The organism is Enterobacter cloacae complex sp. 342H5 (genome assembly GCF_050030905.1).
Lineage (GTDB): Bacteria > Pseudomonadota > Gammaproteobacteria > Enterobacterales > Enterobacteriaceae > Enterobacter > Enterobacter intestinihominis.
In genome coordinates, this window is the sequence record NZ_JBLGVB010000001.1 from 2,399,035 (window position 1) to 2,422,775 (window position 23,741).

22 protein-coding genes are annotated in these 23,741 nt (G+C 56.4%); 11 read left to right on the top strand and 11 right to left on the bottom strand.

The window, feature by feature from the left end; translation table 11 throughout:
- Window positions 1-4: 4 nt before the first annotated feature.
- The 3 genes from ACQG03_RS11535 to ACQG03_RS11545 all read right to left on the bottom strand — a co-directional run bounded on the left by ACQG03_RS11535 (window position 5) and on the right by ACQG03_RS11545 (window position 2,631).
- Complete coding sequence (locus ACQG03_RS11535; protein ID WP_017382285.1) at window positions 5-1,126, bottom strand: amidohydrolase; 1,122 nt, start codon at window positions 1,124-1,126, stop codon at window positions 5-7.
- The gene (locus ACQG03_RS11540; protein ID WP_063163010.1) at window positions 1,123-2,124 is read right to left on the bottom strand and encodes an MsnO8 family LLM class oxidoreductase; all 1,002 of its coding nucleotides are present in this window, start codon (window positions 2,122-2,124) and stop codon (window positions 1,123-1,125) included. Before ACQG03_RS11540 ends, ACQG03_RS11535 begins: the two co-directional genes overlap by 4 nt.
- 108 nt (window positions 2,125-2,232) lie before the next feature.
- The gene (locus ACQG03_RS11545; protein ID WP_023314200.1) at window positions 2,233-2,631 is read right to left on the bottom strand and encodes a (R)-mandelonitrile lyase; all 399 of its coding nucleotides are present in this window, start codon (window positions 2,629-2,631) and stop codon (window positions 2,233-2,235) included.
- 112 nt (window positions 2,632-2,743) lie between these two features.
- Between ACQG03_RS11545 and ACQG03_RS11550 the strand changes: the two genes are divergently transcribed.
- Window positions 2,744-3,634, top strand: a complete 891-nt coding sequence (locus ACQG03_RS11550; RefSeq protein ID WP_022648234.1) for a LysR family transcriptional regulator — start codon at window positions 2,744-2,746, stop codon at window positions 3,632-3,634.
- Window positions 3,635-3,961: 327 nt separating this feature from the next.
- Window positions 3,962-5,458, top strand: a complete 1,497-nt coding sequence (gene ansP, locus ACQG03_RS11555) for an L-asparagine permease (protein ID WP_022648235.1) — start codon at window positions 3,962-3,964, stop codon at window positions 5,456-5,458.
- A gap of 92 nt (window positions 5,459-5,550) precedes the next feature.
- Here ansP and ACQG03_RS11560 read toward each other — a convergent pair whose 3' ends face one another.
- On the bottom strand, window positions 5,551-6,612 hold the full coding sequence (locus tag ACQG03_RS11560; RefSeq protein WP_022648236.1) for a YncE family protein: 1,062 nt from the start codon (window positions 6,610-6,612) through the stop codon (window positions 5,551-5,553).
- Between the two features lie 247 nt (window positions 6,613-6,859).
- On the opposite strand from ACQG03_RS11560, the gene pqqU reads away from it, so the two are divergent.
- Window positions 6,860-8,977 (top strand): TonB-dependent receptor PqqU, encoded by a 2,118-nt coding sequence (gene pqqU, locus ACQG03_RS11565; RefSeq protein WP_063163009.1) that lies wholly within the window; start codon window positions 6,860-6,862, stop codon window positions 8,975-8,977.
- A 132-nt stretch (window positions 8,978-9,109) separates the two neighbouring features.
- Here the strand turns inward: pqqU and ACQG03_RS11570 are convergent, their stop codons facing one another.
- The 3 genes from ACQG03_RS11570 to ACQG03_RS11580 all read right to left on the bottom strand — a co-directional run bounded on the left by ACQG03_RS11570 (window position 9,110) and on the right by ACQG03_RS11580 (window position 11,711).
- Entirely contained in the window at window positions 9,110-9,778 is a 669-nt protein-coding gene (locus ACQG03_RS11570; protein ID WP_022648238.1) for a GntR family transcriptional regulator, read from the bottom strand.
- 256 nt (window positions 9,779-10,034) lie between these two features.
- A complete protein-coding gene (locus ACQG03_RS11575; protein ID WP_022648239.1) occupies window positions 10,035-11,069 on the bottom strand; it encodes an NADP-dependent oxidoreductase in 1,035 nt (344 codons plus the stop codon).
- Between the two features lie 66 nt (window positions 11,070-11,135).
- Complete coding sequence (locus ACQG03_RS11580) at window positions 11,136-11,711, bottom strand: helix-turn-helix domain-containing protein (RefSeq protein WP_017382277.1); 576 nt, start codon at window positions 11,709-11,711, stop codon at window positions 11,136-11,138.
- 148 nt (window positions 11,712-11,859) lie between these two features.
- On the opposite strand from ACQG03_RS11580, the gene ACQG03_RS11585 reads away from it, so the two are divergent.
- Window positions 11,860-12,378, top strand: a complete 519-nt coding sequence (locus ACQG03_RS11585) for a GNAT family N-acetyltransferase (protein WP_023306282.1) — start codon at window positions 11,860-11,862, stop codon at window positions 12,376-12,378.
- On the top strand, window positions 12,375-12,824 hold the full coding sequence (locus tag ACQG03_RS11590; RefSeq protein ID WP_022648242.1) for a DMT family transporter: 450 nt from the start codon (window positions 12,375-12,377) through the stop codon (window positions 12,822-12,824). The genes ACQG03_RS11585 and ACQG03_RS11590 overlap by 4 nt, the downstream gene beginning before the upstream one ends.
- A 3-nt stretch (window positions 12,825-12,827) precedes the next feature.
- Here the strand turns inward: ACQG03_RS11590 and ACQG03_RS11595 are convergent, their stop codons facing one another.
- Together ACQG03_RS11595 and ACQG03_RS11600 are read right to left on the bottom strand one after the other, a co-directional pair.
- Window positions 12,828-13,061: a YdcY family protein gene (locus tag ACQG03_RS11595; RefSeq protein WP_022648243.1), complete on the bottom strand. Its 234-nt coding sequence runs from the start codon at window positions 13,059-13,061 to the stop codon at window positions 12,828-12,830.
- Between the two features lie 100 nt (window positions 13,062-13,161).
- Window positions 13,162-14,760 (bottom strand): ABC transporter substrate-binding protein, encoded by a 1,599-nt coding sequence (locus ACQG03_RS11600; protein WP_045308173.1) that lies wholly within the window; start codon window positions 14,758-14,760, stop codon window positions 13,162-13,164.
- A gap of 282 nt (window positions 14,761-15,042) precedes the next feature.
- Between ACQG03_RS11600 and ACQG03_RS11605 the strand changes: the two genes are divergently transcribed.
- The 3 genes from ACQG03_RS11605 to ACQG03_RS11615 are packed head-to-tail and all read left to right on the top strand — an operon-like array spanning window position 15,043 to window position 21,537.
- The gene (locus ACQG03_RS11605) at window positions 15,043-16,380 is read left to right on the top strand and encodes an SrfA family protein (protein WP_063163008.1); all 1,338 of its coding nucleotides are present in this window, start codon (window positions 15,043-15,045) and stop codon (window positions 16,378-16,380) included.
- 4 nt (window positions 16,381-16,384) lie between these two features.
- On the top strand, window positions 16,385-19,366 hold the full coding sequence (locus ACQG03_RS11610) for a virulence factor SrfB (RefSeq protein WP_063152239.1): 2,982 nt from the start codon (window positions 16,385-16,387) through the stop codon (window positions 19,364-19,366).
- The gene (locus ACQG03_RS11615) at window positions 19,363-21,537 is read left to right on the top strand and encodes a virulence factor SrfC family protein (protein WP_063163007.1); all 2,175 of its coding nucleotides are present in this window, start codon (window positions 19,363-19,365) and stop codon (window positions 21,535-21,537) included. Before ACQG03_RS11610 ends, ACQG03_RS11615 begins: the two co-directional genes overlap by 4 nt.
- Before the next feature lie 33 nt (window positions 21,538-21,570).
- Here ACQG03_RS11615 and ACQG03_RS11620 read toward each other — a convergent pair whose 3' ends face one another.
- Both ACQG03_RS11620 and ACQG03_RS11625 read right to left on the bottom strand, forming a co-directional pair.
- On the bottom strand, window positions 21,571-22,329 hold the full coding sequence (locus ACQG03_RS11620; protein WP_063163006.1) for an alpha/beta fold hydrolase: 759 nt from the start codon (window positions 22,327-22,329) through the stop codon (window positions 21,571-21,573).
- 86 nt (window positions 22,330-22,415) lie between these two features.
- Complete coding sequence (locus ACQG03_RS11625) at window positions 22,416-22,589, bottom strand: GhoT/OrtT family toxin (protein ID WP_003856960.1); 174 nt, start codon at window positions 22,587-22,589, stop codon at window positions 22,416-22,418.
- A 243-nt stretch (window positions 22,590-22,832) separates the two neighbouring features.
- On the opposite strand from ACQG03_RS11625, the gene ACQG03_RS11630 reads away from it, so the two are divergent.
- The 3 genes from ACQG03_RS11630 to ACQG03_RS11640 are packed head-to-tail and all read left to right on the top strand — an operon-like array spanning window position 22,833 to window position 23,726.
- Entirely contained in the window at window positions 22,833-23,159 is a 327-nt protein-coding gene (locus ACQG03_RS11630) for a DUF1971 domain-containing protein (protein WP_015570441.1), read from the top strand.
- Between the two features lie 27 nt (window positions 23,160-23,186).
- Window positions 23,187-23,540 (top strand): DUF1971 domain-containing protein, encoded by a 354-nt coding sequence (locus ACQG03_RS11635; RefSeq protein ID WP_022648250.1) that lies wholly within the window; start codon window positions 23,187-23,189, stop codon window positions 23,538-23,540.
- Between the two features lie 3 nt (window positions 23,541-23,543).
- Window positions 23,544-23,726 carry a DUF1869 domain-containing protein gene (locus ACQG03_RS11640; protein ID WP_003856955.1) on the top strand — a complete coding sequence of 61 codons (183 nt, stop codon included), beginning with the start codon at window positions 23,544-23,546 and terminating at the stop codon, window positions 23,724-23,726.
- The last annotated feature ends 15 nt before the right edge of the window (window positions 23,727-23,741 follow it).

Below are 23,741 nucleotides of genomic sequence, written 5' to 3' on the forward strand. Positions count from 1 at the left end.
TTAATTAAACGTGTTGCAGGGCTTTTTCCGCGAGCTGAGCAAAATAGCGGGCAGCGGGTTCGATTAATGCTTCGTCCGGGTTAAATGCCGGGTGATGTAACCCAAACGGACTGTTGCTGCCAATGCTGACAAACGCGCCGGGTATGTTTTGCAGATAGACCGCGAAATCCTCCCCGCCCATGTGCAGTTCCGCATGCCGGGTTTCATATCCCGCTTCGCGCGCGACCGAGGTGGCAAACCCGGCCCAGTGTTCATCGTTCACCAGCGCGGTGGGCCCGGCGTACCAGGTGATGTTGATCTGCGCGCTAAAGGCGCTGGCAAATCCGGCGGCGATTTCACCGACGCGCGCTTTCACGTTCTGCTGCACTTCCGTACGGTGCGTGCGCAGCGTGCCCTCCAGCTCAACGCTTTCCGGCAGCACGTTCCAGGTATTCCCCCCGGCGATGCGTGTCACGCTCAGAACAACCGAATCCAGCGTATTGACGTTACGGCTGGCAACGCTTTGCAGCGCGGTCACCAGCTGGCTTGCCAGCACGATGGCGTCGTTGCCTTCATGGGGACGTGCGGCATGCGCGCCTTTGCCGGTAACATGAATAACGAAGCGATCGACGTTGGCATAGAACGGGCCGCCGCGCGTGGCAAACTCGCCGACCGGCAGTGAAGGCTCGTTATGCATTCCGAAAATCGCGCGTACGTCACGTAACGCCCCGGCCCGCACCATACTTTTTGCTCCGCCGAAATTCTCTTCCGCAGGCTGGAACAGGATCCGCACGCGACCGTTGAGCGAGGCTTCCCGCTCCTTTAGCTTTAACGCAGCGCCGAGGATCACGCTGGTGTGGATGTCATGGCCACAGGCATGCATCACCCCCGCACGCCGGGAGCTAAACGGCACCCCACTGCGCTCGTCGATGGGTAACGCGTCGATATCGGCGCGCAGCGCAACCAGTGCGTTGCCCGTGCCGATCTCCGCAACCAGCCCGGTCTGGAGATCGTAAGGCAGCGGTGCAATACCGGCCGCCGTCAGCCACTCGCGCAGGCGCGCCGTTGTTTCGACCTCCTGACCGGAGAGTTCAGGGTTTTGGTGCAGCTCACGGCGCCAGGCAATCAGTTGTTCGCTAAAGCTCATACGGTCACCTCCCTGTTAAATCGCGCCTCGGCCAGCAGTCGCAGTGACTGCACGCGCGTTGCGCCATCAGCGACCGGCGTGTCGATGATAAATTCGTCAATCCCCCACTGCTGATGCAGCGCGTTGAGCTGTTCAAGCACCGACGCCGCCGTTCCGGCCAGCAGAGACTGCGCCCGACGCGCGATGCGCACCGGTTCACTCCCCGCCTGCCGCGCAAAGGCGTAGGCCTGTTCTTCGCTGGCCACGGTAACGCGCTGTCCGTTTACCAGCTCCACGCCCCACACTTCAACCTTCTGCGCCAGCGCATCGGCCTCAGCCTGGGTTGGGGCAACAATGACCTGCACGGCCACAATCACCTCCCGGACGCTGTGTTGACGCCACGCTGTGACGACCTCGCGCAGCAGCTCAGGATCACCGTTCAGATGGGCGGCAAAGACAAAATGCCAGTCGAGGGAGGCCGCCAGTAGCGCGCTTTCGGTACTGGCGCCCAGCAGAAATCCCCGGGCAGGCACCGGCGGCAGCGGCGTGGCGCGAACGTCCTCCTCCGCTGACTGATTTTCAGGGCGGATCCAGCGATCAAGCTGCGTCAGTTGTTCAGTAAAGCTGCCTTTTTCCTGCGGATTTAGGCCGTACTGCAAGGCGCGGGTAGAGAGCGGCAGACCGCCGGGCGCTTTGCCAACGCCCAGATCAACCCGGCCCGGCGCAATGGCGGCCAGTACGTTAAAATTTTCGGCGACTTTATAGGGGCTGTAATGTTGCAGCATGACGCCGCCTGAGCCCACGCGAATACGTTTTGTTTGCCCGAGGATCCAGGCAATCAGCAGCTCCGGCGAGGGGCTGGCAAGCTGCGGGGTATTGTGGTGTTCGGCAATCCAGAAGCGGTGATAACCCAGCGTTTCTGCCTGTTGCGCCAGTGCTAAGGTTCGCGCCAGCGCATCGGCGGCTGTTTCGTGTTCTGCGACGGGGCTTTTATCCAGAATGCTGATTCGCCATGACATGTTGCGTTCTCGTTTGACTTAACATGTCGTCATTATTAAAGGCGGATTTCACCTCTGAGAAACAATTAATTTACATTTGGATTGCCGGAAATCAGCTATAGCTTACCGCTACTCGTTCGGATACTGCTCGTCGGTGACCTTCTCCAGCCATGCCACCGGGCTCCCGTCGACAGCTTCTGCGATGGCGATATGGGTCATCGCCGTCTGCGCGCTTGCACCGTGCCAGTGCTTCACGCCGGGTGGGATCCAGGCGATATCACCCTGATTTAGCGGTTCCGCCTCTTTTCCCCACTCCTGTAACCAGCCGCGCCCCTGCGTCACGATCAGCGTTTGTCCAAGAGGATGCGTATGCCAGGCGGTACGTGCGCCGGGTTCAAAGGTGACGGTCGCGCCGCCGACTTTTGCCGGTTCAGTCGCCTGGAAAGGTGCGTCAATGCGCACGCTGCCGGTAAACCAGGCCTCTGGCCCCTGAACGGAAGGTAGCGAACCGCTACGGATAATTTTCATGATCTACTCCTCGTTTGCTATTGCGTTAACAGTAGCGTAAAGCCATGGGGAGCATTAGAGTGCATAATCAGAAAGGAACTATGAGTTCAATTCATAAATAGGATAAGCCGCCATGTTAAAAGACAACTTCAACGATCTGCTCTCCTTTATGGTTGTCGCCCGGGAGCGCAGCTTTACCCGCGCCGCGGCGCAGCTTGGGGTATCTCAGTCGGCGCTCAGTCACGCGATGCGCAATCTGGAAGCGAGGCTGGAAGTCCGTCTGTTAACCCGCACCACCCGCAGCGTGGCCCCTACCGAGGCCGGCGAGCAACTCTTCATGCGCTTAAGTCCCCATCTGCTGGAGATCGAGCAGGAACTTACCGCGCTGCGTGATACCCGCGACAGACCTGCCGGGAATATTCGCCTAACCGCCGGGGAGCACGCCATGTCTGCCGTGCTGTGGCCTGTGCTTAAACCCTTTATGGCGCAGTATCCTGACATCAACGTTGAAGTCACGGTGGACGATGGGCTGACAGATATTGTCGATGGCCGCTTTGACGCGGGGGTGCGTCTGGGTGAGCAGGTGGCGAAAGATATGATTGCGATACGTATTGCCCCGGACATGCGCATGGCGGTCGTCGGGTCGGCAGACTATTTGCATCGTTTCGGGGTACCGGAAACGCCGGAGCAGCTTGATCAGCACCGCTGCATTAATATGCGCCTGCCCACACGCGGCGGATTATATGCCTGGGAATTTGAACGGGACGGACGTGAGCTGCGCGTGCGGGTTGACGGCCAATTGATCCTCAACAGCCTGCCGCAACGCATTGATGCCGCCGAAAACGGTCTGGGGCTGGCGTACGTCCCGGAAGATGCGGTTCAGGACGCCCTTGCTGAGGGCCGGTTAGTGCGTGTGCTTGAAGCTTGGTGTCCGGCTTTTGCCGGTTATCATCTCTATTATCCGAGCCGCCGCCAGCACACTTCCGCGTTTTCATTACTTATCGCAGCTCTGCGGCATCCATAAGTTCTACCTATAGGTAACTATTAAGTAAACCTGATGATTAAATCAGCATTCGCCGACCTTTTTGCCTAAAAAAACGTCACGATTCAGCGCGTTGTGATCGCAGTCTGCTCTGACCACACGATTTCCTTCGACGAGCATCACTTTCGGCACGGTTATATTTTGCGTCGCTTATCAATTGCGGGTAGGATGCCTCGCCATGTTTTGCCTTATCCATACACAGAATGACTGGAAAGGCAGCATGTGTCTGCGCAGAAGCAATCGTTTGTTTCGGCTTCTGCCAGGCAGGACTATCACGTTAATGGTTCAGACAGGCAAACAGGTAACTCAATGAAAACAAGCAATAAAAGCGCAGCCGATCATCATGCTGCTAAACGTCGCTGGTTGAACTCTCATGAAGAGGGCTATCACAAGGCGATGGGCAACCGTCAGGTGCAGATGATCGCCATCGGCGGCGCTATCGGTACAGGTCTTTTTTTAGGTGCAGGCGCACGTCTGCAAATGGCTGGCCCCGCTCTCGCCCTGGTCTATCTGGTGTGCGGTATCTTCTCTTTCTTCATTCTTCGCGCCCTCGGCGAGCTGGTGCTCCACCGCCCTTCCAGCGGCAGCTTTGTCTCTTACGCCCGTGAATTTCTCGGTGAAAAGGCCGCGTATGTCGCGGGCTGGATGTACTTCGTTAACTGGGCAATGACCGGTATCGTCGATATCACCGCCGTTGCGCTGTACATGCACTACTGGGGCGCGTTTGGCGATGTGCCGCAGTGGGTGTTCGCCCTCGGGGCGCTGGCAATCGTCGGGACCATGAACATGATCGGCGTGAAATGGTTCGCCGAGATGGAGTTCTGGTTCGCGCTGGTGAAGGTGCTGGCCATTGTGATCTTCCTGGTGGTCGGGACCGTATTCCTCGGCACCGGTAAACCGCTGGACGGCAACGCCACCGGCTTCCACCTGATTACCGATAACGGTGGTTTCTTCCCGCACGGCCTGCTGCCAGCGCTGGTTCTGGTTCAGGGTGTGGTGTTCGCCTTTGCCTCCATCGAACTGGTCGGTACGGCGGCAGGTGAATGTAAAGATCCACAGACGATGGTGCCAAAAGCCATCAACAGCGTGATCTGGCGTATCGGTCTGTTCTATGTGGGCTCCGTGGTATTGCTGGTACTGCTGCTGCCGTGGAATGCATACCAGGCGGGGCAAAGTCCGTTTGTGACCTTCTTCTCTAAGCTGGGCGTGCCGTACGTGGGCAGCATCATGAACATCGTGGTACTGACTGCCGCGCTCTCCAGCCTGAACTCCGGGCTCTATTCGACGGGCCGTATCCTGCGCTCCATGTCGATGGGGGGCTCTGCGCCGAAGTTTATGTCGAAGATGAGCAAGCAGCAGGTGCCTTACGCGGGTATTCTGGCTACGCTGGTGGTGTATATCTTTGGCGTGTTCCTGAACTATCTCGTGCCGTCTCAGGTGTTTGAGATCGTGCTGAACGTCGCTGCGCTGGGCATCATCGCCTCCTGGGCCTTTATCGTGGTGTGTCAGATGCGTCTGCGCAAAGCAATTAAAGAAGGGAAAGCGGCTGACGTCAGCTTCAAGCTGCCGGGCGCGCCGGTGACCTCCTGGCTTACCCTGCTGTTCTTGTTGAGTGTGCTGGTGCTGATGGCCTTCGACTACCCGAACGGTACTTACACCATCGCCACAATCCCGCTGCTGGCGGTGCTGTTGATTGCTGGCTGGTTTGGCGTGCGTAAACGCGTGAATGAAATCCACAGTACCGCCCCGGTTCATCCTGGAGATGACAAACAGGATGGTCCGCTGGTGGAAGAGACGTCGCGTTAATAAAAAAGCCGGGTGGCGGCTACGCCTTACCCGGCCTGCATTTCATTGTTTTCCAGGCCCGGTAAGCGCAGCGCCACCGGGCAATTCCCACCTTAAAGCGCGATACGAATCACATCATCAGGCTGAGTGGCTTCCTGCTGACGGGTAGACTTCTGTTTCACCGTCACGTACAGCGTTTTACCGTCCGCAGACAGCGCCAGGCTGTTCGGGTAAACCGGCGTATCGAAGGTTTTGGTCACTTTGTAAGTTTTGGCGTCAATCACGCTCACCTTGCCCGCCTCGCGGTGCGTCACATAGGCTTCGTTACGCGCCGGGTTAAACAGCACGGCCAGCGATTCTGGCGCGGCGATTTTCTGCATTACGCTGCCATCTTTCAAATTCACCACCAGCACTTCTGGCTGTTTTGAATCCGTCACAAACGCACGCTGGCCGGCAGTGTCCAGGCTCAGGTTCAGGTAGAAGTGCTCTTTTCCGTCTTCCTGTACTTTCTTACGGCTGAGGATTTTGTTGGTCGCGGTATCAATGGTCACCAGCTCACCGTCCGCATTGGTGGTATACAGGCGTTTTGCCTTCGCATCCAGCGCCAGTCCGGTGCTGAACGTGCCGGTGTTCGTGATGGTGTCCTTCAGCTTCAGCGTTGCGCCATCAACAACCCAGATCACGCTCTCCTTGCCGATGCCGGTAATGTATACCGTATTGGTCGTGTCATCGGCCACCAGCTGGCGCGGCTGAAGCGGCTTCACCGTGTCGCTACGTTTGCGATCGTCCAGCACCAGGCGCCCTTTCACCTCGCTCGTTTTGGCGTCAATCGCCGTCACGGCGCTGTTGACGGTGTTACCGAACCACAGCGTCTGGGTGGCGTTATCGATCGTGGCGCCAAACGGCTTGAGATCGTTATGAATCGCCTGCGTCACTTCCAGCGTGACCGGATCCAGACGATAGACCACGCCGCCCTTATCGGTTTTGCGACTTTGTGACGTCGCAACCCACAGCGCGTTTTCCTGCTGGCTGACGGCCATTTCATACGCGCCCTTGCCGACCGCTTTGCGCAGCATCTCTTCAGCGGCATGAACCTGGAACGTACCGGCAAACAGTAAAGAGCCCAACAGCAGAGACCCACGCAGGCGCGGCGAGCACAGATGACGTAAAGACATAACAATTCCTTTTTAAATGAGGAGATTTACCGCTGACATCGCTTCCGGCGGGCAAAGTCATCGCTTTGCCGTTATTTTAATGAGAATAGTAATCATTAATGAGTTGAATGTGGAGTCTTTCTTTCCTGCAAAACCTTACATTCACGAAATGTGCGGTTATAGTTTTCATAACATTTACAAAGGATTTAACATATATACACAGGTTCCAGTTGATTTGGTTCGAAATTTTTCTTAACCGGCTTACTCCATGAAAATTATTACTGCCCATAAGGCATCACTACCCCTGTTGTTCGTTCCCGTCATTTTTGGCCCGCTGAGTGCGATGGCCGCGGATGAACAGACCCTGATCGTCAGCGCCACGCCGCAAACCGTCTCAGAACTGGACACCCCGGCCGCAGTCAGCGTGGTGAGCGGCGAGGATATGCGACATGCCACACCGCGCATCAACCTTTCTGAATCCCTTGGGAGCGTACCTGGCCTGCAAATCCAGAACCGCCAGAACTATGCTCAGGATCTGCAACTTTCCGTTCGCGGATTCGGCGCACGCTCAACCTTCGGCGTACGCGGGATCCGAATGTACGTGGACGGCATTCCGGCAACCATGCCCGATGGCCAGGGGCAGACATCAAACATTGACCTCAACAGCATAGAGAGCGTCGACGTGCTGCGCGGCCCCTTCTCTGCCCTGTACGGTAATGCCTCCGGCGGCGTGATCAACATCAACACCCAGACCGGACAACAGCCAGCCACCATTGAAGCCAGCAGCTATTACGGCAGCTACGGCACCTGGCGTTACGGTATGAAGGCCACCGGGGCGGTGGGTGATGGTACTCAGGCGGGCGATGTGGATTACGCCGTATCCACTACCCGTTTTACCACCCATGGCTATCGCGACCACAGCGGCGCGCGCAAAAACCTCGCCAACGCGAAACTGGGCGTGCGCATTGATGATGTCAGCAAGCTGACGCTGATTTTTAACAGCGTGGACATGAAAGCCAACGATCCGGGCGGACTGAGCTATCAGGAGTGGCAGAATAACCCGCGCCAGTCACCACGTGGCGATCAGTACAACACGCGTAAGACCATTAAGCAGACCCAGGCCGGGATCCGCTACGACCGTCAGCTGAGCGAACAGGACGACCTCAGCGTGATGATGTATGCCGGTGAGCGTGAAATGACTCAGTACCAGTCCATTCCGGCGTCCACTCAGCGCGAGAATCCTGCGCATTCGGGCGGTGTGATTGATATGCAGCGTCACTATCAGGGTATTGATACGCGCTGGACCCACCGCGGCGAACTGCTGGTTCCGGTGACATTTACCACCGGGTTGAACTACGAAAACATGAGCGAAAATCGTCGCGGGTATGAGAACTTCGTGATGGGCAACGGCGTGCCAGATTATGGCGTGAAGGGTAATAAACGCCGTGACGAACGCAATCTGATGTGGAACCTGGATCCCTACCTGCAAACCCAGTGGCAGCTAACGCAAAAACTGTCCTTAGAGGCGGGCGTACGTTATAGCTCCGTCTGGTTTGACTCCAACGATCGTTACATTACCCCGCAAAACGGTGATGACAGCGGCGACGCCAGCTACCACAAATGGCTCCCGGCAGGTGCGGTGAAATACGCCGTGACCGACGCATGGAACCTGTATGCCGCGGCAGGACGGGGATTTGAGACGCCGACCATCAACGAACTTTCCTACCGTTCTGATGGCAAAGGTGGCCTCAATATGAACCTGCAACCGTCCACCAACAACACCTATGAGATTGGCAGCAAAACCCGCATCGGCAATGGCATCCTGACGGCGGCGCTGTTCCGCACGGATACCGACAATGAGATCGTGGTGGACGAAAGCAAGGATGGTCGCACGACTTATAAAAACGCGGGGAAAACGCGCCGTCAGGGTGTGGAAATTGCGCTCGACCAGCAGTTTGCCGAGAACTGGAAGCTGAAGATGGCGTGGACCTATCTTGATGCCACCTACCGCACCAACGTCTGTAGCAATGCAGACTGTAGCGGCAACCGGATGCCGGGGATCGCCCGTAACATGGGATATGTGTCGTTTGGCTGGGAGCCTGAGGAAGGCTGGTACGCAGGGGCAGATGCCCGCTACATGAGCGATGTCATGGCCAACGATACCAACACCGCTAAAGCGCCCTCTTATACCGTAGTGGGCCTGAATACCGGCTATAAACTCAACTACGGCAAATGGGGAATGGACGTCTTTGGTCGCGTCGATAACCTGTTCGATAAAGAGTACGCCGGTTCAGAGATTGTTAACGCTGGCTACAACCGCTATTACGAACCTGCCCCTGGTCGTAACTATGGCGTGGGCCTGTCGGTCTCTTATCGTTTTGAGTAAACCATTCTCCGGCAGCGCACGTTGCCGGTAAAAAAATAAGCAAAATAACATCATTCCCGGTTGCCTGATGCGCCGGGAATATTATCAAGGACGTTTGATACAAATAAACAAATAAGTGCGCCAGAGGGATCCTTAACTGTAGTATTGCCGTTGCAGAAGAATATTGGCTTCATCAATGGCTTTGTCGATCGCTTCCCGGCTGGCCGTCACATCCCTTTGCTCAAGCGCAGAAAGCAGATCGTCATAATGATAGGTCGCTGCGGGAACCTCGCTTAACTCTTCATGCAGATAGTGAATGCACGGACCAATCCGTACCCAGAGCTGCTCAATCAGCGAGTGAAGGGTCGGCATCTCGGCATACTGATAGAGCGTGAACCGGAACACGCGGTTGGCATGGATCGCTTTCTGTACATCGCCCTGATGCATGGCGGCACTGAAGTTATCTGACAGCGCGCGTAACGCATCCAGTTTGGTCTCGGTCATATTCTGGCACGCCGCCGCAACGGCCATCGGTTCAAGCTGCTTTCTGATGGCGTTAATTTCGTTATAGCGTTCCAGCGTCACTTCTGGCACCAAAAACGCCTGCGCTGGCGTGGCCTGTAATGCCCCCGCCGACACCAGGCGCAGCAGGGCTTCGCGCACCGGTGTGATACTGGTGCCCAATTTATCCGCAATCTCTTTTGTAACGAGTCGAGCCCCAGGTTTTAATGAGCCCGTAATTAATGCTCCCTTTAAACTGTTCTCTACTTGCAAAGTCAGACTGATTCTTTGTGCTTTTTCCATATGTTCCAAATCAAGCATGTTTAATTCCCGTAGCCAAACAAAATGCCATTTTCAGCGTCTGTTTAAAAAAACATCGCCGGTTAGATATATCCTGTATCGTCATGCCTGGTATGAGGGGCGCGCGTAATATTAAAATCGTTCAAATAATATTGCATTTTTCACTTCTGGCTCAGCTGGGCCGAGGCGCGCAAAGCTTATGGATTAATTAAAGACAATATATCGTATCTTCACAAATAATTATGGCGGACACTGCCCGCCATAACCGATGCTCTGTTTAGTCGGCCGCCACGCGGATCACAACCTTGCCGAAGTTTTTCCCCTCAAGCAGGCCAATCAGGGCGTCCGGCGCCGCGTCCAGCCCTTCCGTAACCTGCTCGCGATAGTGAATTTTGCCTTCCTGCACCCAGCGGCCCATTTCCTGCTGGAACTCGTCAATACGATGACCATAGTCCTGCGCGATAATAAAACCCTGCATACGGATGCGTTTTTTCAGGATGGTCCCCATCAGTAGCGGTAAGCGGTCCGGACCCTCCGGCAGGTTGGTCGCATTGTAGCCGCTGACCAGTCCGCAAACCGGCACGCGCGCGGAGGTATTCAAGAGCGGCAGCACGGCGTCAAAGACTTTACCGCCGACGTTTTCGTAATACACATCAATGCCCTGCGGGCAGGCTTTAGCCAGTTGTTCGTCAAAATCATCCGCATGGTGATCCAGACAGGCATCGAAACCGAGCACGTCGACCGCATGACGGCATTTCTCCTCCCCGCCAGCCACGCCGATGACCCGGCATCCTTTGATTTTACCGATCTGCCCCACCGTTGCGCCGACCGGCCCCGTGGCCGCCGCCACGACAAGGGTTTCCCCTGCCTGAGGCTGGCCGATATCGAGCAGCCCCATATACGCGGTGAAGCCCGGCATCCCCAGCACGCCGAGTGCCCATGAAGGATGCGACGGGTTTTCACCCAACTTAACCAGCCCCTGCCCGTCGGATAGTTCATACTCCTGCCAGCCGCTGTAACCCAGAACCCATTCACCCTCTTTATAATCCGGATGACGGGAGGTCTCGACGCGGCTTACCGTGCCGCCCACCATCACCGCGCCAATCTCGACCGGAGGTGAATAGGATGGCGCATCGCTCATACGGCCTCGCATGTACGGATCAAGCGAGAGCCATACGGTGCGTAATAACACCTGCCCCTCTGCGGGCGCGGGGATCGGCTGCTCTTCCAGGCGGAAATTGTCGGCAACCGGCGCGCCGTGTGGACGGGAAGCCAGTACCCAGCGTCGGTTTTGCGTAGTAGATTGACTCATTCATCGCTCCTTACTGCTGAAAATGTCATTCAAGTCTGGCACGTTATCCTGCGGATCGCCTGTGCATTATGAGCCGGACTGATTAAGCCGCACGACCAGATAAAGGCACGATTCATCCGTTTCGTTGATAAACCGGCAGTCGTTCGGCGGCCCGAGTTCCAGACAATCTCCGGCCTTCATTTCATGGCGAGTATCCCCCTCCAGAAAGACCAGTTCACCTGCCTGCAACCAAATCAGCTGTCGTGCCAGCGCATAAGAGGAGGCGGGCATCGGCACATCGCTACCTGCGGGTAGCTCCACCTGGACGAGGTCGATAGGCATATCGCTGCGCGGCGACACATGGCGACGCAAATAGTGGGTTTGCGGATCGCGCCAGACGGGCTGGTTCGCCAGACGTAACAGTTTGCCCTCCTGCATTTCCGCGCGCGCAATAAGCGTAGACATGCTAATACCGAAGGCACCGGATAACCGCGCAAGCAGCGTCGCCGTTGGGCTACTGTCACCCCGTTCAATCTTATGGATCATGGCGCGTGAGATACCTGCCCGTTCGGCCAGTTCGCTTAATGACCAGCCCCGCGACTCGCGTTCAAGGCGTATGCGGGCGCTAATGCGTTGATTCATATTGTCTGTCATTGTATTCATGACGTCATACTATAGTGTACGGATGGTTTTTCGGGGCAGTTTTGTGACAAAAAAATAGGGATTTTGTCGTAGCGATGCAATATAAGAACTGTGTAATATTGTGAGTAAATCGTACTACTATAGTGAACAACACAGCCAGAGGTTACCCATGATTGTTCGTCATGCCTGCAAAGAAGATTGTGCCGCTATCGGTGAAATTTATAACCATGCGGTGCTGCACACCGCCGCCATCTGGAATGATAAAACTGTCGACACCGATAACCGTATCGCATGGTTTGAGGCGCGTACTCTGTCGGGTTATCCAGTGCTGGTCAGTGAAGAAGACGGAGTGGTGACGGGATACGCCTCATTTGGCGACTGGAGAGCGTTCGACGGATTTCGCCACACGGTGGAGCACTCGGTGTACGTTCATCCCGAACATCAGGGCAAAGGCATTGGCCGGCTGCTGATGACGGAGTTAATCAAGGAAGCCCGCCAGATCGGTAAACACGTGATGGTTGCCGGTATTGAGGCGCAGAACCAGGCGTCAATTCATCTGCACGAAACCCTTGGCTTTATTACCACCGGCAATATGCCGCAGGTGGGAACCAAATTCGGTCGCTGGCTGGACTTAACCTTTATGCAGCTCCAGCTTGATGAGCGCAGCGATCCGGATGCTCTGCCATGAATCAATCGTTGACGTTAGCGTTTCTGGTAGCCGCCGGGATTGGGCTGGTGGTGCAAAACACCCTGATGGTGCGCATTACGCAATCTTCCTCCACCATTCTTATCGCCATGCTGCTGAACTCGCTGGTGGGGATTGTGCTGTTTGTCAGCATCTTGCTGGTGAAAAATGGCCTGGCGGGGTTTAACGAACTGGCGTCAACGGTGCGCTGGTGGACGTTGATCCCCGGCCTGCTGGGGTCTTTTTTTGTCTTTGCCAGTATTAGCGGCTATCAGAATGTGGGCGCGGCAACGACCATTGCCGTCCTGGTGGCAAGCCAGCTGATTGGCGGCCTGGTGATGGACATCCTCAAGAGCAACGGCGTTCCCCTGCGCGCGCTGGTTGGCCCGGTCTGCGGCGCAGTGATGCTGGTGGTCGGTGCCTGGCTGGTGGCGCGGCGCCAGTTTTAACCCTTACAGGATAGTCCCGCCCTGGGTGAGGTGGGCATGGCGTGCCTCCGCCTCTTCTTTATGCTGCTTACCATGATGCGCAATCGCGGTGCGCAGACGCTGCTGCTGGGTATAGCGATCTTCACGGCTGAGCTCTGCATCATCGCTTAATTCGATCAGCAGTTCGTTCATGTGAGTAATTACGCTCTCTTCGATGGTGGCATCGACGCGGGCGATAACATCATTTAAATGTGACATTGTCACTCCTTTTCACGTGCCCGGTGGCGCTACGCTTACCGGGCCTACATTTGACACCCGTAGACCGGGTAAGGCATAGCCGCCACCCGGCAAAATACGATCAGTTCAGCTTCGCTTTCGAGAAATCGCTGCCCATCAGGCTTACGCTGTACCCGGTCACATTGCTGCGGGTCGCGTAGAACGTTTTACCGTTAGCTAACGCAATCCACGGTGCCTGCTGGTAGAAAATCTCCTGTGCCTGGCCATACAGCTTCGCACGTTCGTCCGGGTTGCTGGTCAGTTTGGCCTTTTGCACCAGCTCATCATACCCCTTATCACACCAGCGCGCGGCGTTAGATCCGGTTTTGATGCTGTTACAACCCAGCAGCACATCGGCGAAGTTGTCCGGATCGCCGTTATCAGACATCCAGCCGAACAGCGCGGAATCATGCTCGCCTTTGCGCATGCCGGAGAGATATTCCCCCCACTCGTAAGAGACGATTTTCGCCTTCACGCCCACCTTCGCCCAGTCAGCCTGGATCATCTCTGCAATGCGTCGGGAGTTCGGGTTGTACGGACGCTGAACCGGCATGGACCAGAGGGTCACTTCCGCGCCTTTCTCCAGACCCGCCTGCTTCAGCAGCGCTTTTGCTTTTTCCGGATCGTAGCCGTAATCCTTCAGATCTTTGTTAAAGCCGAGCATGTTCGGCGGGATCGGCGATTTAGCGACCGTACCAGACCCCATAAAGACCGCGTTCACAATGGCCTTTTTGTCCGTCGCGTAATTCAGAGCCTGGCGCACCAGCACGTTATCAAACGGTTTTTTCTCCGTGTTGAACGCCAGGTACCCCACGTTCAGCGCATCCACCGAGTGCAGCGTCAGGTCTTTGTTTTTCTTGATCGCTTCAAACTGCACCGGCGACGGCGCAGGAATGATCTGACACTCGTTCGTTTGCAGCTTCGCCAGACGCGTCTCAACGTTTGGCGTGATGGAGAAGATCAGGTGTTTGGTCGGCACCTCACCGTCCCAGTAGTTCGGATTGGCGACGTAGCGGATCAGCGAATCCACCTTGTACTGCTGAAGCACATACGGCCCGGTGCCGATTGGCCAGGTGTCCACATTTTCAGGCGTGCCCTTTTTCAGCATCGCGTCCGCGTACTCGGCAGAGAGGATCGAGGCGAAGTCCATTCCCCAGTCGGCCAGGAAAGCCGCGTTGGGTTCGCTCAGCGTGAACTGAACGTGATAATCGTCGATCTTTTTCACATCCTGAATGAGCTTGTCGAGACCCACGTCATTAAAGTATTCGTAATTACCCTGGGAAACATTGTGATAGGGATGCTTAGGGTCTTTCTGACGCATAACGGAGAAAATAACGTCATCAGCGTTAAAATCACGGGTCGGTTTGAAGTATTTATTGCTGTTGAATTTCACCCCTTTACGCAGGGTAAACGTGTATGTTTTGCCGTCTGGCGAAATGGTCCACGACTCCGCAAGAGAAGGCACCGGCGTGTTTTTTACCGGGTCGAAGTTAATCAGACGGTTATACAGCGTTTGCGAGCTGGCAACAAACGAGGGGCCAGAGCTGGCGATCTGCGGGTTAAACGACTCCGGCGACGCCTCGGAGCAGTAGATAATGGTGTCTTTGTTTGCCGCCCATGCGGCGCTTGCCGGTAGCAGCGCGCTCAGCGCGAGGGCGAGCACGGTTTTCCCTGTAAACATGGTTATTACCCTTTCGGTTTTATTATAGTGAACAGTAATAACAGCACAGACGTTTTGGCCTGACAAATAACGAATCACTATCAGGTTATTCTAAAGCCGTACATTTCGCTGGTTTTAGCATCAGCCCGCAGAAACCGATTTGCCTTAAGGTCCATTATTCGTCAAGCACAACCGTTACGATCAATGCCGCAAGAAATCGTCCCTTTTGTCGTCTCCTCCGCCGTTTGCTTGCTTACCTGATTCGCTAAAGTAATGGCGTGAAGAAGTCTACAGGACCAAATCGTGGCAAAAACACTTTTACGCAGCGGTAATCTGGATGATTTTCAGGCCGTTGGCGGCGGCGGACAGGCCGTTTTTGAATCAGCGCTGCAAATCCGCGAAGCGCTTCGGTTGCGCAAACAGCAGGCTATCGTCGATTGCCTGGCCATTCCACAGGTCAATGAAGGCGGCGATCGCGTTGACTGGTACTCCCCGGTTGAGGGAACCGTCTCCAGCTGGAAGGCGGCGGATGAAGACGATCGTTTTCGCGCCCTGCGCTATCTGGAAAACACGCTCGCCAGCATGGAGTCGCTGAGTAAAAAATGCCTTCAGTCACCGAAAACGGCGCAGCAACTGTTTGGATCTCTGCTCTCTAAAGCGTTCCAGTTTCCCGGTGAAAACTTTGTTTTCCTGGTGGATGGCAAACCGGTGATCTGCTTCTGGGGTTTCGTCAATCTTAACGAAAACGCGCGCGACGACGTGCTGGACTGCCTGCGCGAATCGTTGGTCCCTGAACCTGAACCCGTGATGATTAACGAACCTGAACCTGAACCTGAGCCAGAACCGGCCCCGGTGGTGACCTTCGAGCAGGCCGACGCGCCGCTTATCACGCCTGTGGCTACCGTGCGTATCACCGAAAATGAGCTGTATACGCCAGAGCCGGTGCGCATGAACACCGTGCCGTCAGAGCCCGCACCAGCGGTGGTGCAGAAAAAACGTCGCTCCCCCCTGTGGTTGCTGCCGGTTGCCGCCGTCATTATTGCAGCCATTGCCACGCCGCTGCTCTGGCCAAAACAGGCCCCGACCGCAGCGCCAGTTACCTCACCAGCGCCAGCACCTGTCGCCATTGCTCCGGCCCCCGTGAAGACGGTTGAGCCGCTTGAGCTGAAACTCCCGCTGCACCAGGCAGAAGTGGTAGAGCCGAAGGTGAAGACGCCTGCCCCGGCAGCCGAACCGGTGGTCATTACCGCTATCCCGAAAGATGCGATGGTGATGGAGGCAAACCAGGTCAAAGCGGGGTTAACGCGCTTCCTGAACGGCACCTGGCGCGCGTTTCTCGATGTGCAGGATCCGCTCACCGGCAAACCGCCGTCTCTGCGCTACCAGATCCAGAACAATAAAGGTTTCGCCCGGGTCGTGCATGGCGACAACATTGTCTGCCGGGTAGACGTCTTTTCCGGATTACACAGCAACGGCGAGCTGTTGATCAAAACGCGCGGAAACGCTCGTTGCACCGACGGTTCACGCTATCCGATGCCGGAAGTGACCTGTAAGGCAGGTGCCAGCGACGTGGCGGAATGCACCGCACGTTACGATGCCAACACCGTCGTTCCTCTGACGTTCAAGAAAGCAGGTGTCTGATCCTATGCTGGTTAATCTTTGCGACTATAAACAGAGCGTGACGCTGATTGCTAACAGCGGCGTACAGTTTCTCGATTTTGGCCTGACTCCGCAGGACACCGCCAGCAACGGGCGTTTCGTGCGTAAAACGGCAAATGGCCCGCTGCTGCGCCTGGATTTTGACCTGGTCAACGGCCGGTACACGCTGCCTGCCACCGATGGCGGGAAGCCGGAAGTGGTCAAGCCTGAAAGCACCATTCCACTGCATGACTCCCTGACCGTGCTGGACGGTGTCTGGCTGCCGCTCCCTTTCCTGCGCTTTAACCCGCCGCGGACGTTTGTTGATGGCCCGGATAACTGGGCGCGCGTCCAGGTACGGAAGCTGTCCACGCCCGACGCGGCAGGCAATACGCACCGGGTCACCGTCGCGCTCGACAGCCAGATTGCGGAGCATGCGACGTCTGCCCTGTCGCCGGTTGAAAACGACATTCTTAACGGCACGCGTTTCGCCCTCGCCTGGCGCGACAGTGAGGTTGAGAGTTTCCTCGACCAGACCTGGATTGACGGCTGGCTGCGTGAAGCCTTCACACAATATGCTGACGGGGTTGAAAAACGCGCCGAGCGCGAGCTGCATCAGGCCATGCGCAGCTTTGAATATCAGGCGCACTGGCTCAACCTGCTCTCCATGCTCGGTGAACAACTCACCGTGCCGGAAGTGAAGTTTGTCACCCATACCCTGAGCACCCCTGCTATTCCTGTCGATCTGATCCTTGACGTAGGCAACACCCACACCTGCGGCGTGATTATTGAAGATCATGGTGATGCCAACGACGGCCTGCGCCAGACAGCTGAACTCCAGGTGCGTTCCCTGAGTGAGCCGCAGTTCCTGAATGAGCCGCTTTTTACCAGCCGTCTTGAATTTTCCGAAGCGCGTTTTGGCAAGCAGCACTTCTCGGTGGAAAGCGGCCGGGAGGATGCGTTCGTCTGGCCATCCATTGTCCGCGTGGGTGATGAAGCGCGTAAGCTGGCGATGCAGCGTCTAGGCACGGAAGGCAACAGCGGTATCTCCAGCCCGCGTCGCTATCTGTGGGACGAGACGCCGGTGGTGCAGGACTGGCGTTTTAGCCAGATGAACAGCAAAACTCAGCGCGAACCGCTGGCAACCGCGTTTCCGCTGATGAACCTGATGAACGACGACGGGGAACCGCTCTTTACGCTGCCGCAGGATGAGCGCCTGCCGGTGTTCTCGCCGCAGTACAGCCGCAGCACCCTGATGACGCACATGCTCTGCGAGCTGCTGGCTCAGGCGCTTGGCCAGATTAACAGCGTAGCCACCCGCCTGCGGCTCGGCTTCCCGGCCTCTCCCCGCCAGCTGCGGACGCTGATCCTCACCCTGCCTTCGGCAATGCCGAAACAGGAGCGCGAGATTTTCCGTCGCCGCATGTTCGAAGCCATCGCCATCGTCTGGAAAGCGATGGGCTGGCACCCGCAGGATGAAGATTTTGCCAGCCGCAAGCAGCAGGAAAAAAGCGTGGTGCCGGTCCCTGAGATCCAGATGGAGTGGGACGAGGCCAGCTGCGGCCAGCTGGTGTGGCTGTATAACGAAGCCATTTCCCACTTCGGTGGCCAGACCGAGGCCTTTTTCGCCTCCCTTGCCCGTCCGGATCGCGCGCCTGAGCCTGGCGTCCAGCCGGGGCGCGCTCTGCGCGTGGCCTCGATTGATATCGGCGGCGGCACGACGGATATGGCCATCACGCACTATCAGCTAGACGATGGTACCGGTAATAACGTCAAAATCACCCCGCAACTGCTGTTCCGCGAAGGGTTCAAGGTCGCTGGCGACGACACACTGCTGGACGTGATCCAGCGCTACGTTCTGCCCGCCCTGCAAACCCAGCTTCAGAAATCCGGCATTGCCGATGCCTCCCAGCTGATGGCATCCCTGTTCGGCGACTCCGGGCGGATCGATACCCAGGCGGTCCTGCGCCAGCAGACGGCACTTCAGCTCTTTATGCCGATCGGCCACGCGATCCTGGCGGCGTGGGAATCGAGCGATGTTGACGATCCGCTGGCCGGGCTGCATGCCACCTTTGGCGATCTGCTTGCGCAAAAACCGACCCGCAACGTGATGAACTATCTCCAGCAGGCGATCGACCATGCGTTGCCTGCCGGCTCAGAACACTTTGATCTGTTCAGCGTCCCGCTGCACGTCAGTTTCCGCGAGATGCAGGACGCGATGCTGGCGGGTCAGTTCACGCTTGCCGCCCCGCTGCATGCGGTATGTGAGGCGATCTCTCACTACAGCTGCGATATTCTGCTGATCACGGGACGGCCGGGCTGTCTGCCAGGCGTTCAGGCCTTGATTCGCCACCTGCAACCGGTGCCCGTCAACCGCATCGTCTGGCTGGATAAATACCAGGTTCATGAATGGTATCCGTTCAGCCAGCAAGGACGGATCGGCAACCCGAAATCCACCGCCGCCGTGGGTGCGATGCTCTGTAGTCTGGCGCTGGATCTTCGTCTGCCGCGCTTTAACTTTAAAGCAGCAGATATTGGCGCGTACTCTACGGTGCGCTATCTGGGCGTGCTGGATAACACCATCAATACCCTGCGGGACGAGAACGTCTGGTATCACGATATCGACCTCGATAAACCCGGCGCGAAACTGGACGCCCGTCTGCACTTCCCGCTGCGCGGCAACGTTACGCTCGGCTTCCGGCAACTGGCCAATGCCCGCTGGCCCGCGACGCCGCTCTATACCCTGAGCATCAACTCTGCCGAGCTGGCGAAAGCCATTGCGGGCGACGGCGTACTGAACGTGCGCCTGAAGCTGCGTGGCGGCAATAAGCAGGAGGGGCCGGAATCTTTCGAGCTGAGTGATGCCTGGCTACAGGACGGCACGCCAGTGCCGCCGGACGCCCTGACATTTAAACTGAATACTCTGGCCGATCGCCGACACAGCGGCAGCCACTACTGGATCGACAGCGGGAGCGTATACCTCAAATGACTGCGACGACTGCCACCACTCAGGCCTTAATCGGGTGGATCAACGAGACGCGACAGCACGCCCCGATGCTGGATAACGAAGCTGACGCCCTGCTTGCCCGCCTTAACGCCGCGCGCGCGCGTGAAGAGGCCCTCGAACGTGCCCTTGTCTGCCAGGGCAGCATCGGCTTATACGGCCACTCGCAGGCCGCGAAAGCGCATCTGCTGGCCTCCCTGTGCGGCAGCGGCGACGAACGGCTGAACGTTACGCCGGGTCAACGCACGTTTGATTACTTCTCGCATATTAACCCCGGGCATGCGCCGACCAATATGGCCGTGCGTTTCACCAGAGCGACCCGCGAGGCCGCAGACGACGCGTTTCCCCTGCGCCTGAGCCTGGTAACGGAGGCCGAGCTGGTACAGCTGTTTATCGCCCGCACCACGTTGGATCCGCAGATCCGCGCGGTGGATAAATCGGTGATTGAAGCCCGGCTTGAGAAGTGGCGTACGCTGCGTCAGCCGCACAGCGTGCCGGGAATAACGGCGCAGGAAGTCGCGACCGTTGCCCGGTTCTGGCAAACCGTAGTACCCGGCGCTAAGCAGCATATTGATGATGCCCTGTGGCACCAGTTTGCCCTGCTGGTTCCGTCGCTTGATCTCAGCACCCGCGCCAGCGTCTGGTCTCTGCTGTGGGGTGAGCAGCAGGAGTTAACCCAGCAGTGGCTTAAACTCGCCCAGGTGCTGCATCAAACCAGCCATGCCAGCGCGCTTGCGGCGCCGTTGAGTCTGCTGGTGGACAGTTTTGGTCTGCCGTGTGAAGGTTTCCTTACTCACGGGGCCTTTACCGTGCCGGAAGCGCAGGAAACATTGCTTCATCCGGTAAATAACGGCGAGTTGCTTAATGCCATTAGCCTGCCCGTCGATGTGCTGGCCTGCCTGACCCGCGAAGTGGTGCTGCCCGTTGAAAACTGCGTTCTGGATAACGTAGATATTATTGATATTCCGGCCATTTCTGAGGAAAACACGCCGCTGATGACGCAGGCAAAATGCCTGTGGTTGCTGGAGCATTATCGTCAGCACATACAGCCTGATGTCCTGGTTATCTGCAATGCGACGGCCCACCACCAGCAGACGGCAAAAACGGCCAGACTCCTGCAAAACTGGGTCAAAGAGACGCAGCCGGTGGAAGAGTCCGCGTTGCCGGGCCTGGTCTGGGCCATTACCCCTCACGATGCGCGGTTTACCACCAAGCAGAATCTGGACGAAGCGGTGCAACAGTTGCTGGGCCAGCCGGGTCTGCGCTGGGGCACGCTCCAGGCGCTCGATACCCACAGCATGCAGCGGGTAATTGAATGGCTGTCGCAGGCTACCCTTCCAGCACAGCGCCAGAAGCGTCTCCACGCGCTGAAAAGGCTGTTGCAACAGTCTCTGACCACGCTGATGCGCGCATACGTCGCCCCACTCACTCAGGAGCCAGGCACAGGGCGGGCAGAGGCCGAAAAAATGGTCCGAACGCTGCAAGGCAGCGCCGCTCGTCATGGTGAACTGCTTGAGGGGCTTCTGCCGCCGTTAAACGCGTTTGAGACGCTGCTGACGGTTCACCAGCCCCGTGAGGAAAAGGTCAACGGCCTGTTTAACGACGTTATCGATCTGTTTGCGGAAGAGACGCCGGAATATCCAGGCACGTTGCAGACCAAAGACAAGGCGCGACTGGCCCATAACGTGTGGGTTAACCATCTTCGTCAGTGGAGTCGCAACGACGCGGCCGCCGCCCGTCTGGGCCTGGACCCAGAGGTATTACAGCAGATTGCGGATGTGTTAATCGTTACCAGCTACCGGCTGGATCTGCCGCTGCAACTGCAACGCATTGCAGAAACAGATAAAAGCAGTGCTGCGCAGCTGCATGCCGCGACAGGCAATTTCATTAGTTGGCTTGGCTATGAACTGACGCCCGTTTCTGAACGGCCTGCAAGCCGGATCCGCAAAGGTCAGCCAATTTTTGTGACGCCAGTTGTGAGCAATGCTTCACCCCGTCTTACCCGACTTGGCGAGCAGCCTGTTCATGCGGCGACAGCCTATGTTTATGACTGGCTGGTTGCGCTCTACACCCGCGCGATTGAGAATGTGGATTATCAGTGCCCGTATGACATTAAGCCTGCTGCGCGGAAAGCCTTGTCTGCCTTGCTGTCTTAATCATTGCAGCCCGCAGCAATGCGGGCTACCCCTTCATGATCCGTTTATGAAGCCAGACAAAGCCTGAGCCAACGCTGACGGGTTTTCCCAGGACATTGAATGGCCCGCATCAGGGATAATTTTTACAGCAACGCCTTTTTGTTGCAGGCGATTAAAATCTTCATCAGGCAGGGACCACTCACCAAAAACTAACATGACCGGGCAGCTCAATGACAAAAACAGGTGTTCCCAGTCGGGTTTAACGCCCTTGACCAGGCTCGTTGCGCCGCGCCAGACGGCCCAGGGGGCATTGCTTTGAAGGCTTCCAGACCACGCCGTCGTTTCCGCCCGCAGCATGTCATCATAGCCCTGTTCCAGAAAATGTTGTTCCGTTTGGGCCACAATTGCCCGGCTGAACATCCCGCCACCCGCATGAAAATTGGGTTCAGACACTATCAGGCCTTTAACGCGTGACTTTAGCAGCGTTGCCGTTTCGATCGCGATACTCCCCCCCATGCTATGACCATAGAGCCAAAGACTATCCAGGCCGAGATGGTCTAACAGTTCAACCACCACCTGCGCCTGTTCACTTGTGCGATAACGGTAGTTGTCAGGTTTGTCACTGTAACCGCTACCGGGAAGATCGATCAGAATGGCTCTGCGCCCCCCGAAACGGGTATCACAGACAATACGAGGATATTCATACGACGATGCACAGCCCAACCCGTGGATAAACACAACCGGGTCACCGAAACCGGGAAGATACTGCCAGCGCACCTTGCAGCCTGCTTGCTGTGAATATAAACTGTTCATAAGCACTCCATGTATGACGGACTGTATATTTATACAGCCTCAATGTATGGAATGCTATGTCTGGATGCCGATTCTTGAAGCGTGCTTCAGAAAAGAGAGATTAACAGGGCAACAGGAAAGCTCATCGGCCAGGTAGATCCCACCAGGAATGCGCTCAACAGGCGAATACGTTTACGATCTTTAGACAGGAACCAGGTAATTAATGCGCAGATGGAGGCCATGATTGCGTAGAAAACCAACATCTTTTGATACAACGTCATTCTGTTTACCTGAGCCGAAAAATAACCGCACGCAATATGCGTCATATGTTGACACAGATCAAGTTTTTTCGTTACACAATAACCACTTAATTATTAATGATAATAACAACTGAGTACCTTGTGTAACAACGCCGGGTAAAGCAAAACGGTTATTATTGATAACATGCAAATTAAATGCACTTTTTGATAAATCCATCCCCTCAGAAAGCAGTCTAATAACAGCAGGCTTTTAAGGGAGGAAACATGCTACGCATTCCGCAGAGTTGCATTCACACCCGTTCCACGCCTTTCTGGAACAAAGAAACGGCCCCAGCCGGCATTTTTAAACGTCACCTGGATACGGGCACGCGTCCGGGCGTTTACCCTCGCCTGTCGGTGATGCGTGGCGCAGTGCGTTATCTGGGCTATGCTGATGAATTTACACCTGAGCCTGACAGCGAGCTCGTCATTGAAGCGGGTCGTTTCGGCGTTTTCCCGCCAGAGAGATGGCACCACATTGAGGTGATGACCGACGATACCTTGTTCAATATTGAATTCTTTGTTGAACCTGAGGTGCTTAAGTCCCTTTAAGCGTCCGACAACATGAAGGAAACTATTATGTTACGTATTCCTGAAAACTTTGTTCATACCCGCTCGACGCCGTTCTGGAATAAAGAGAGCGCCCCAAAAGCGCTTTTTACCCATCACAACACCAAAGCCGGCGTGTACGGTCGGTTGTCCGTCATGCAGGGTGCGGTGCGTTACTTTGGCTTTGCCGATGGCGATGCCACCGAACCCGATCTGGAAGTGATCATTGAGGCCGGTTCTTTTGGCATCTCGCCACCGCAAAAATGGCACCGCATTGAGCTACTGACTGACGACACGTATTTTAATATCGACTTTTTCGCGGATCCTGCCGTCACGCTCAGCGGTGCGGGTATCGGTAAAGTGGTCAACACGCATAAGGAGTAAATAATGGGTAAGGCTACCTATACCGTGACCGTCACCAACAACAGCAACGGCGTGTCGGTGGATTATGAAACAGAAGCGCCAATGGAGCTGCTGATCCCGGACGTCGCGGCAGATGTCGTGAAGGATCTGGTGAATACCGTTCGCGCCTACGATACGGAAAATGAACACGAGGTATGTGGCTGGTAAGCTGAATCGCCCGGC

Coding starts and splice junctions, on each gene's coding strand:
- ACQG03_RS11535 (WP_017382285.1), bottom strand. CDS start 1,126: ATGAGCTTTAGCGAACAACTGATTGCCTGGCGCCGTGAGCTGCACCAA.
- ACQG03_RS11540 (WP_063163010.1), bottom strand. CDS start 2,124: ATGTCATGGCGAATCAGCATTCTGGATAAAAGCCCCGTCGCAGAACAC.
- ACQG03_RS11545 (WP_023314200.1), bottom strand. CDS start 2,631: ATGAAAATTATCCGTAGCGGTTCGCTACCTTCCGTTCAGGGGCCAGAG.
- ACQG03_RS11550 (WP_022648234.1), top strand. CDS start 2,744: ATGTTAAAAGACAACTTCAACGATCTGCTCTCCTTTATGGTTGTCGCC.
- ansP (WP_022648235.1), top strand. CDS start 3,962: ATGAAAACAAGCAATAAAAGCGCAGCCGATCATCATGCTGCTAAACGT.
- ACQG03_RS11560 (WP_022648236.1), bottom strand. CDS start 6,612: ATGTCTTTACGTCATCTGTGCTCGCCGCGCCTGCGTGGGTCTCTGCTG.
- pqqU (WP_063163009.1), top strand. CDS start 6,860: ATGAAAATTATTACTGCCCATAAGGCATCACTACCCCTGTTGTTCGTT.
- ACQG03_RS11570 (WP_022648238.1), bottom strand. CDS start 9,778: ATGCTTGATTTGGAACATATGGAAAAAGCACAAAGAATCAGTCTGACT.
- ACQG03_RS11575 (WP_022648239.1), bottom strand. CDS start 11,069: ATGAGTCAATCTACTACGCAAAACCGACGCTGGGTACTGGCTTCCCGT.
- ACQG03_RS11580 (WP_017382277.1), bottom strand. CDS start 11,711: ATGAATACAATGACAGACAATATGAATCAACGCATTAGCGCCCGCATA.
- ACQG03_RS11585 (WP_023306282.1), top strand. CDS start 11,860: ATGATTGTTCGTCATGCCTGCAAAGAAGATTGTGCCGCTATCGGTGAA.
- ACQG03_RS11590 (WP_022648242.1), top strand. CDS start 12,375: ATGAATCAATCGTTGACGTTAGCGTTTCTGGTAGCCGCCGGGATTGGG.
- ACQG03_RS11595 (WP_022648243.1), bottom strand. CDS start 13,061: ATGTCACATTTAAATGATGTTATCGCCCGCGTCGATGCCACCATCGAA.
- ACQG03_RS11600 (WP_045308173.1), bottom strand. CDS start 14,760: ATGTTTACAGGGAAAACCGTGCTCGCCCTCGCGCTGAGCGCGCTGCTA.
- ACQG03_RS11610 (WP_063152239.1), top strand. CDS start 16,385: ATGCTGGTTAATCTTTGCGACTATAAACAGAGCGTGACGCTGATTGCT.
- ACQG03_RS11615 (WP_063163007.1), top strand. CDS start 19,363: ATGACTGCGACGACTGCCACCACTCAGGCCTTAATCGGGTGGATCAAC.
- ACQG03_RS11620 (WP_063163006.1), bottom strand. CDS start 22,329: ATGAACAGTTTATATTCACAGCAAGCAGGCTGCAAGGTGCGCTGGCAG.
- ACQG03_RS11625 (WP_003856960.1), bottom strand. CDS start 22,589: ATGACGTTGTATCAAAAGATGTTGGTTTTCTACGCAATCATGGCCTCC.
- ACQG03_RS11630 (WP_015570441.1), top strand. CDS start 22,833: ATGCTACGCATTCCGCAGAGTTGCATTCACACCCGTTCCACGCCTTTC.
- ACQG03_RS11635 (WP_022648250.1), top strand. CDS start 23,187: ATGTTACGTATTCCTGAAAACTTTGTTCATACCCGCTCGACGCCGTTC.
- ACQG03_RS11640 (WP_003856955.1), top strand. CDS start 23,544: ATGGGTAAGGCTACCTATACCGTGACCGTCACCAACAACAGCAACGGC.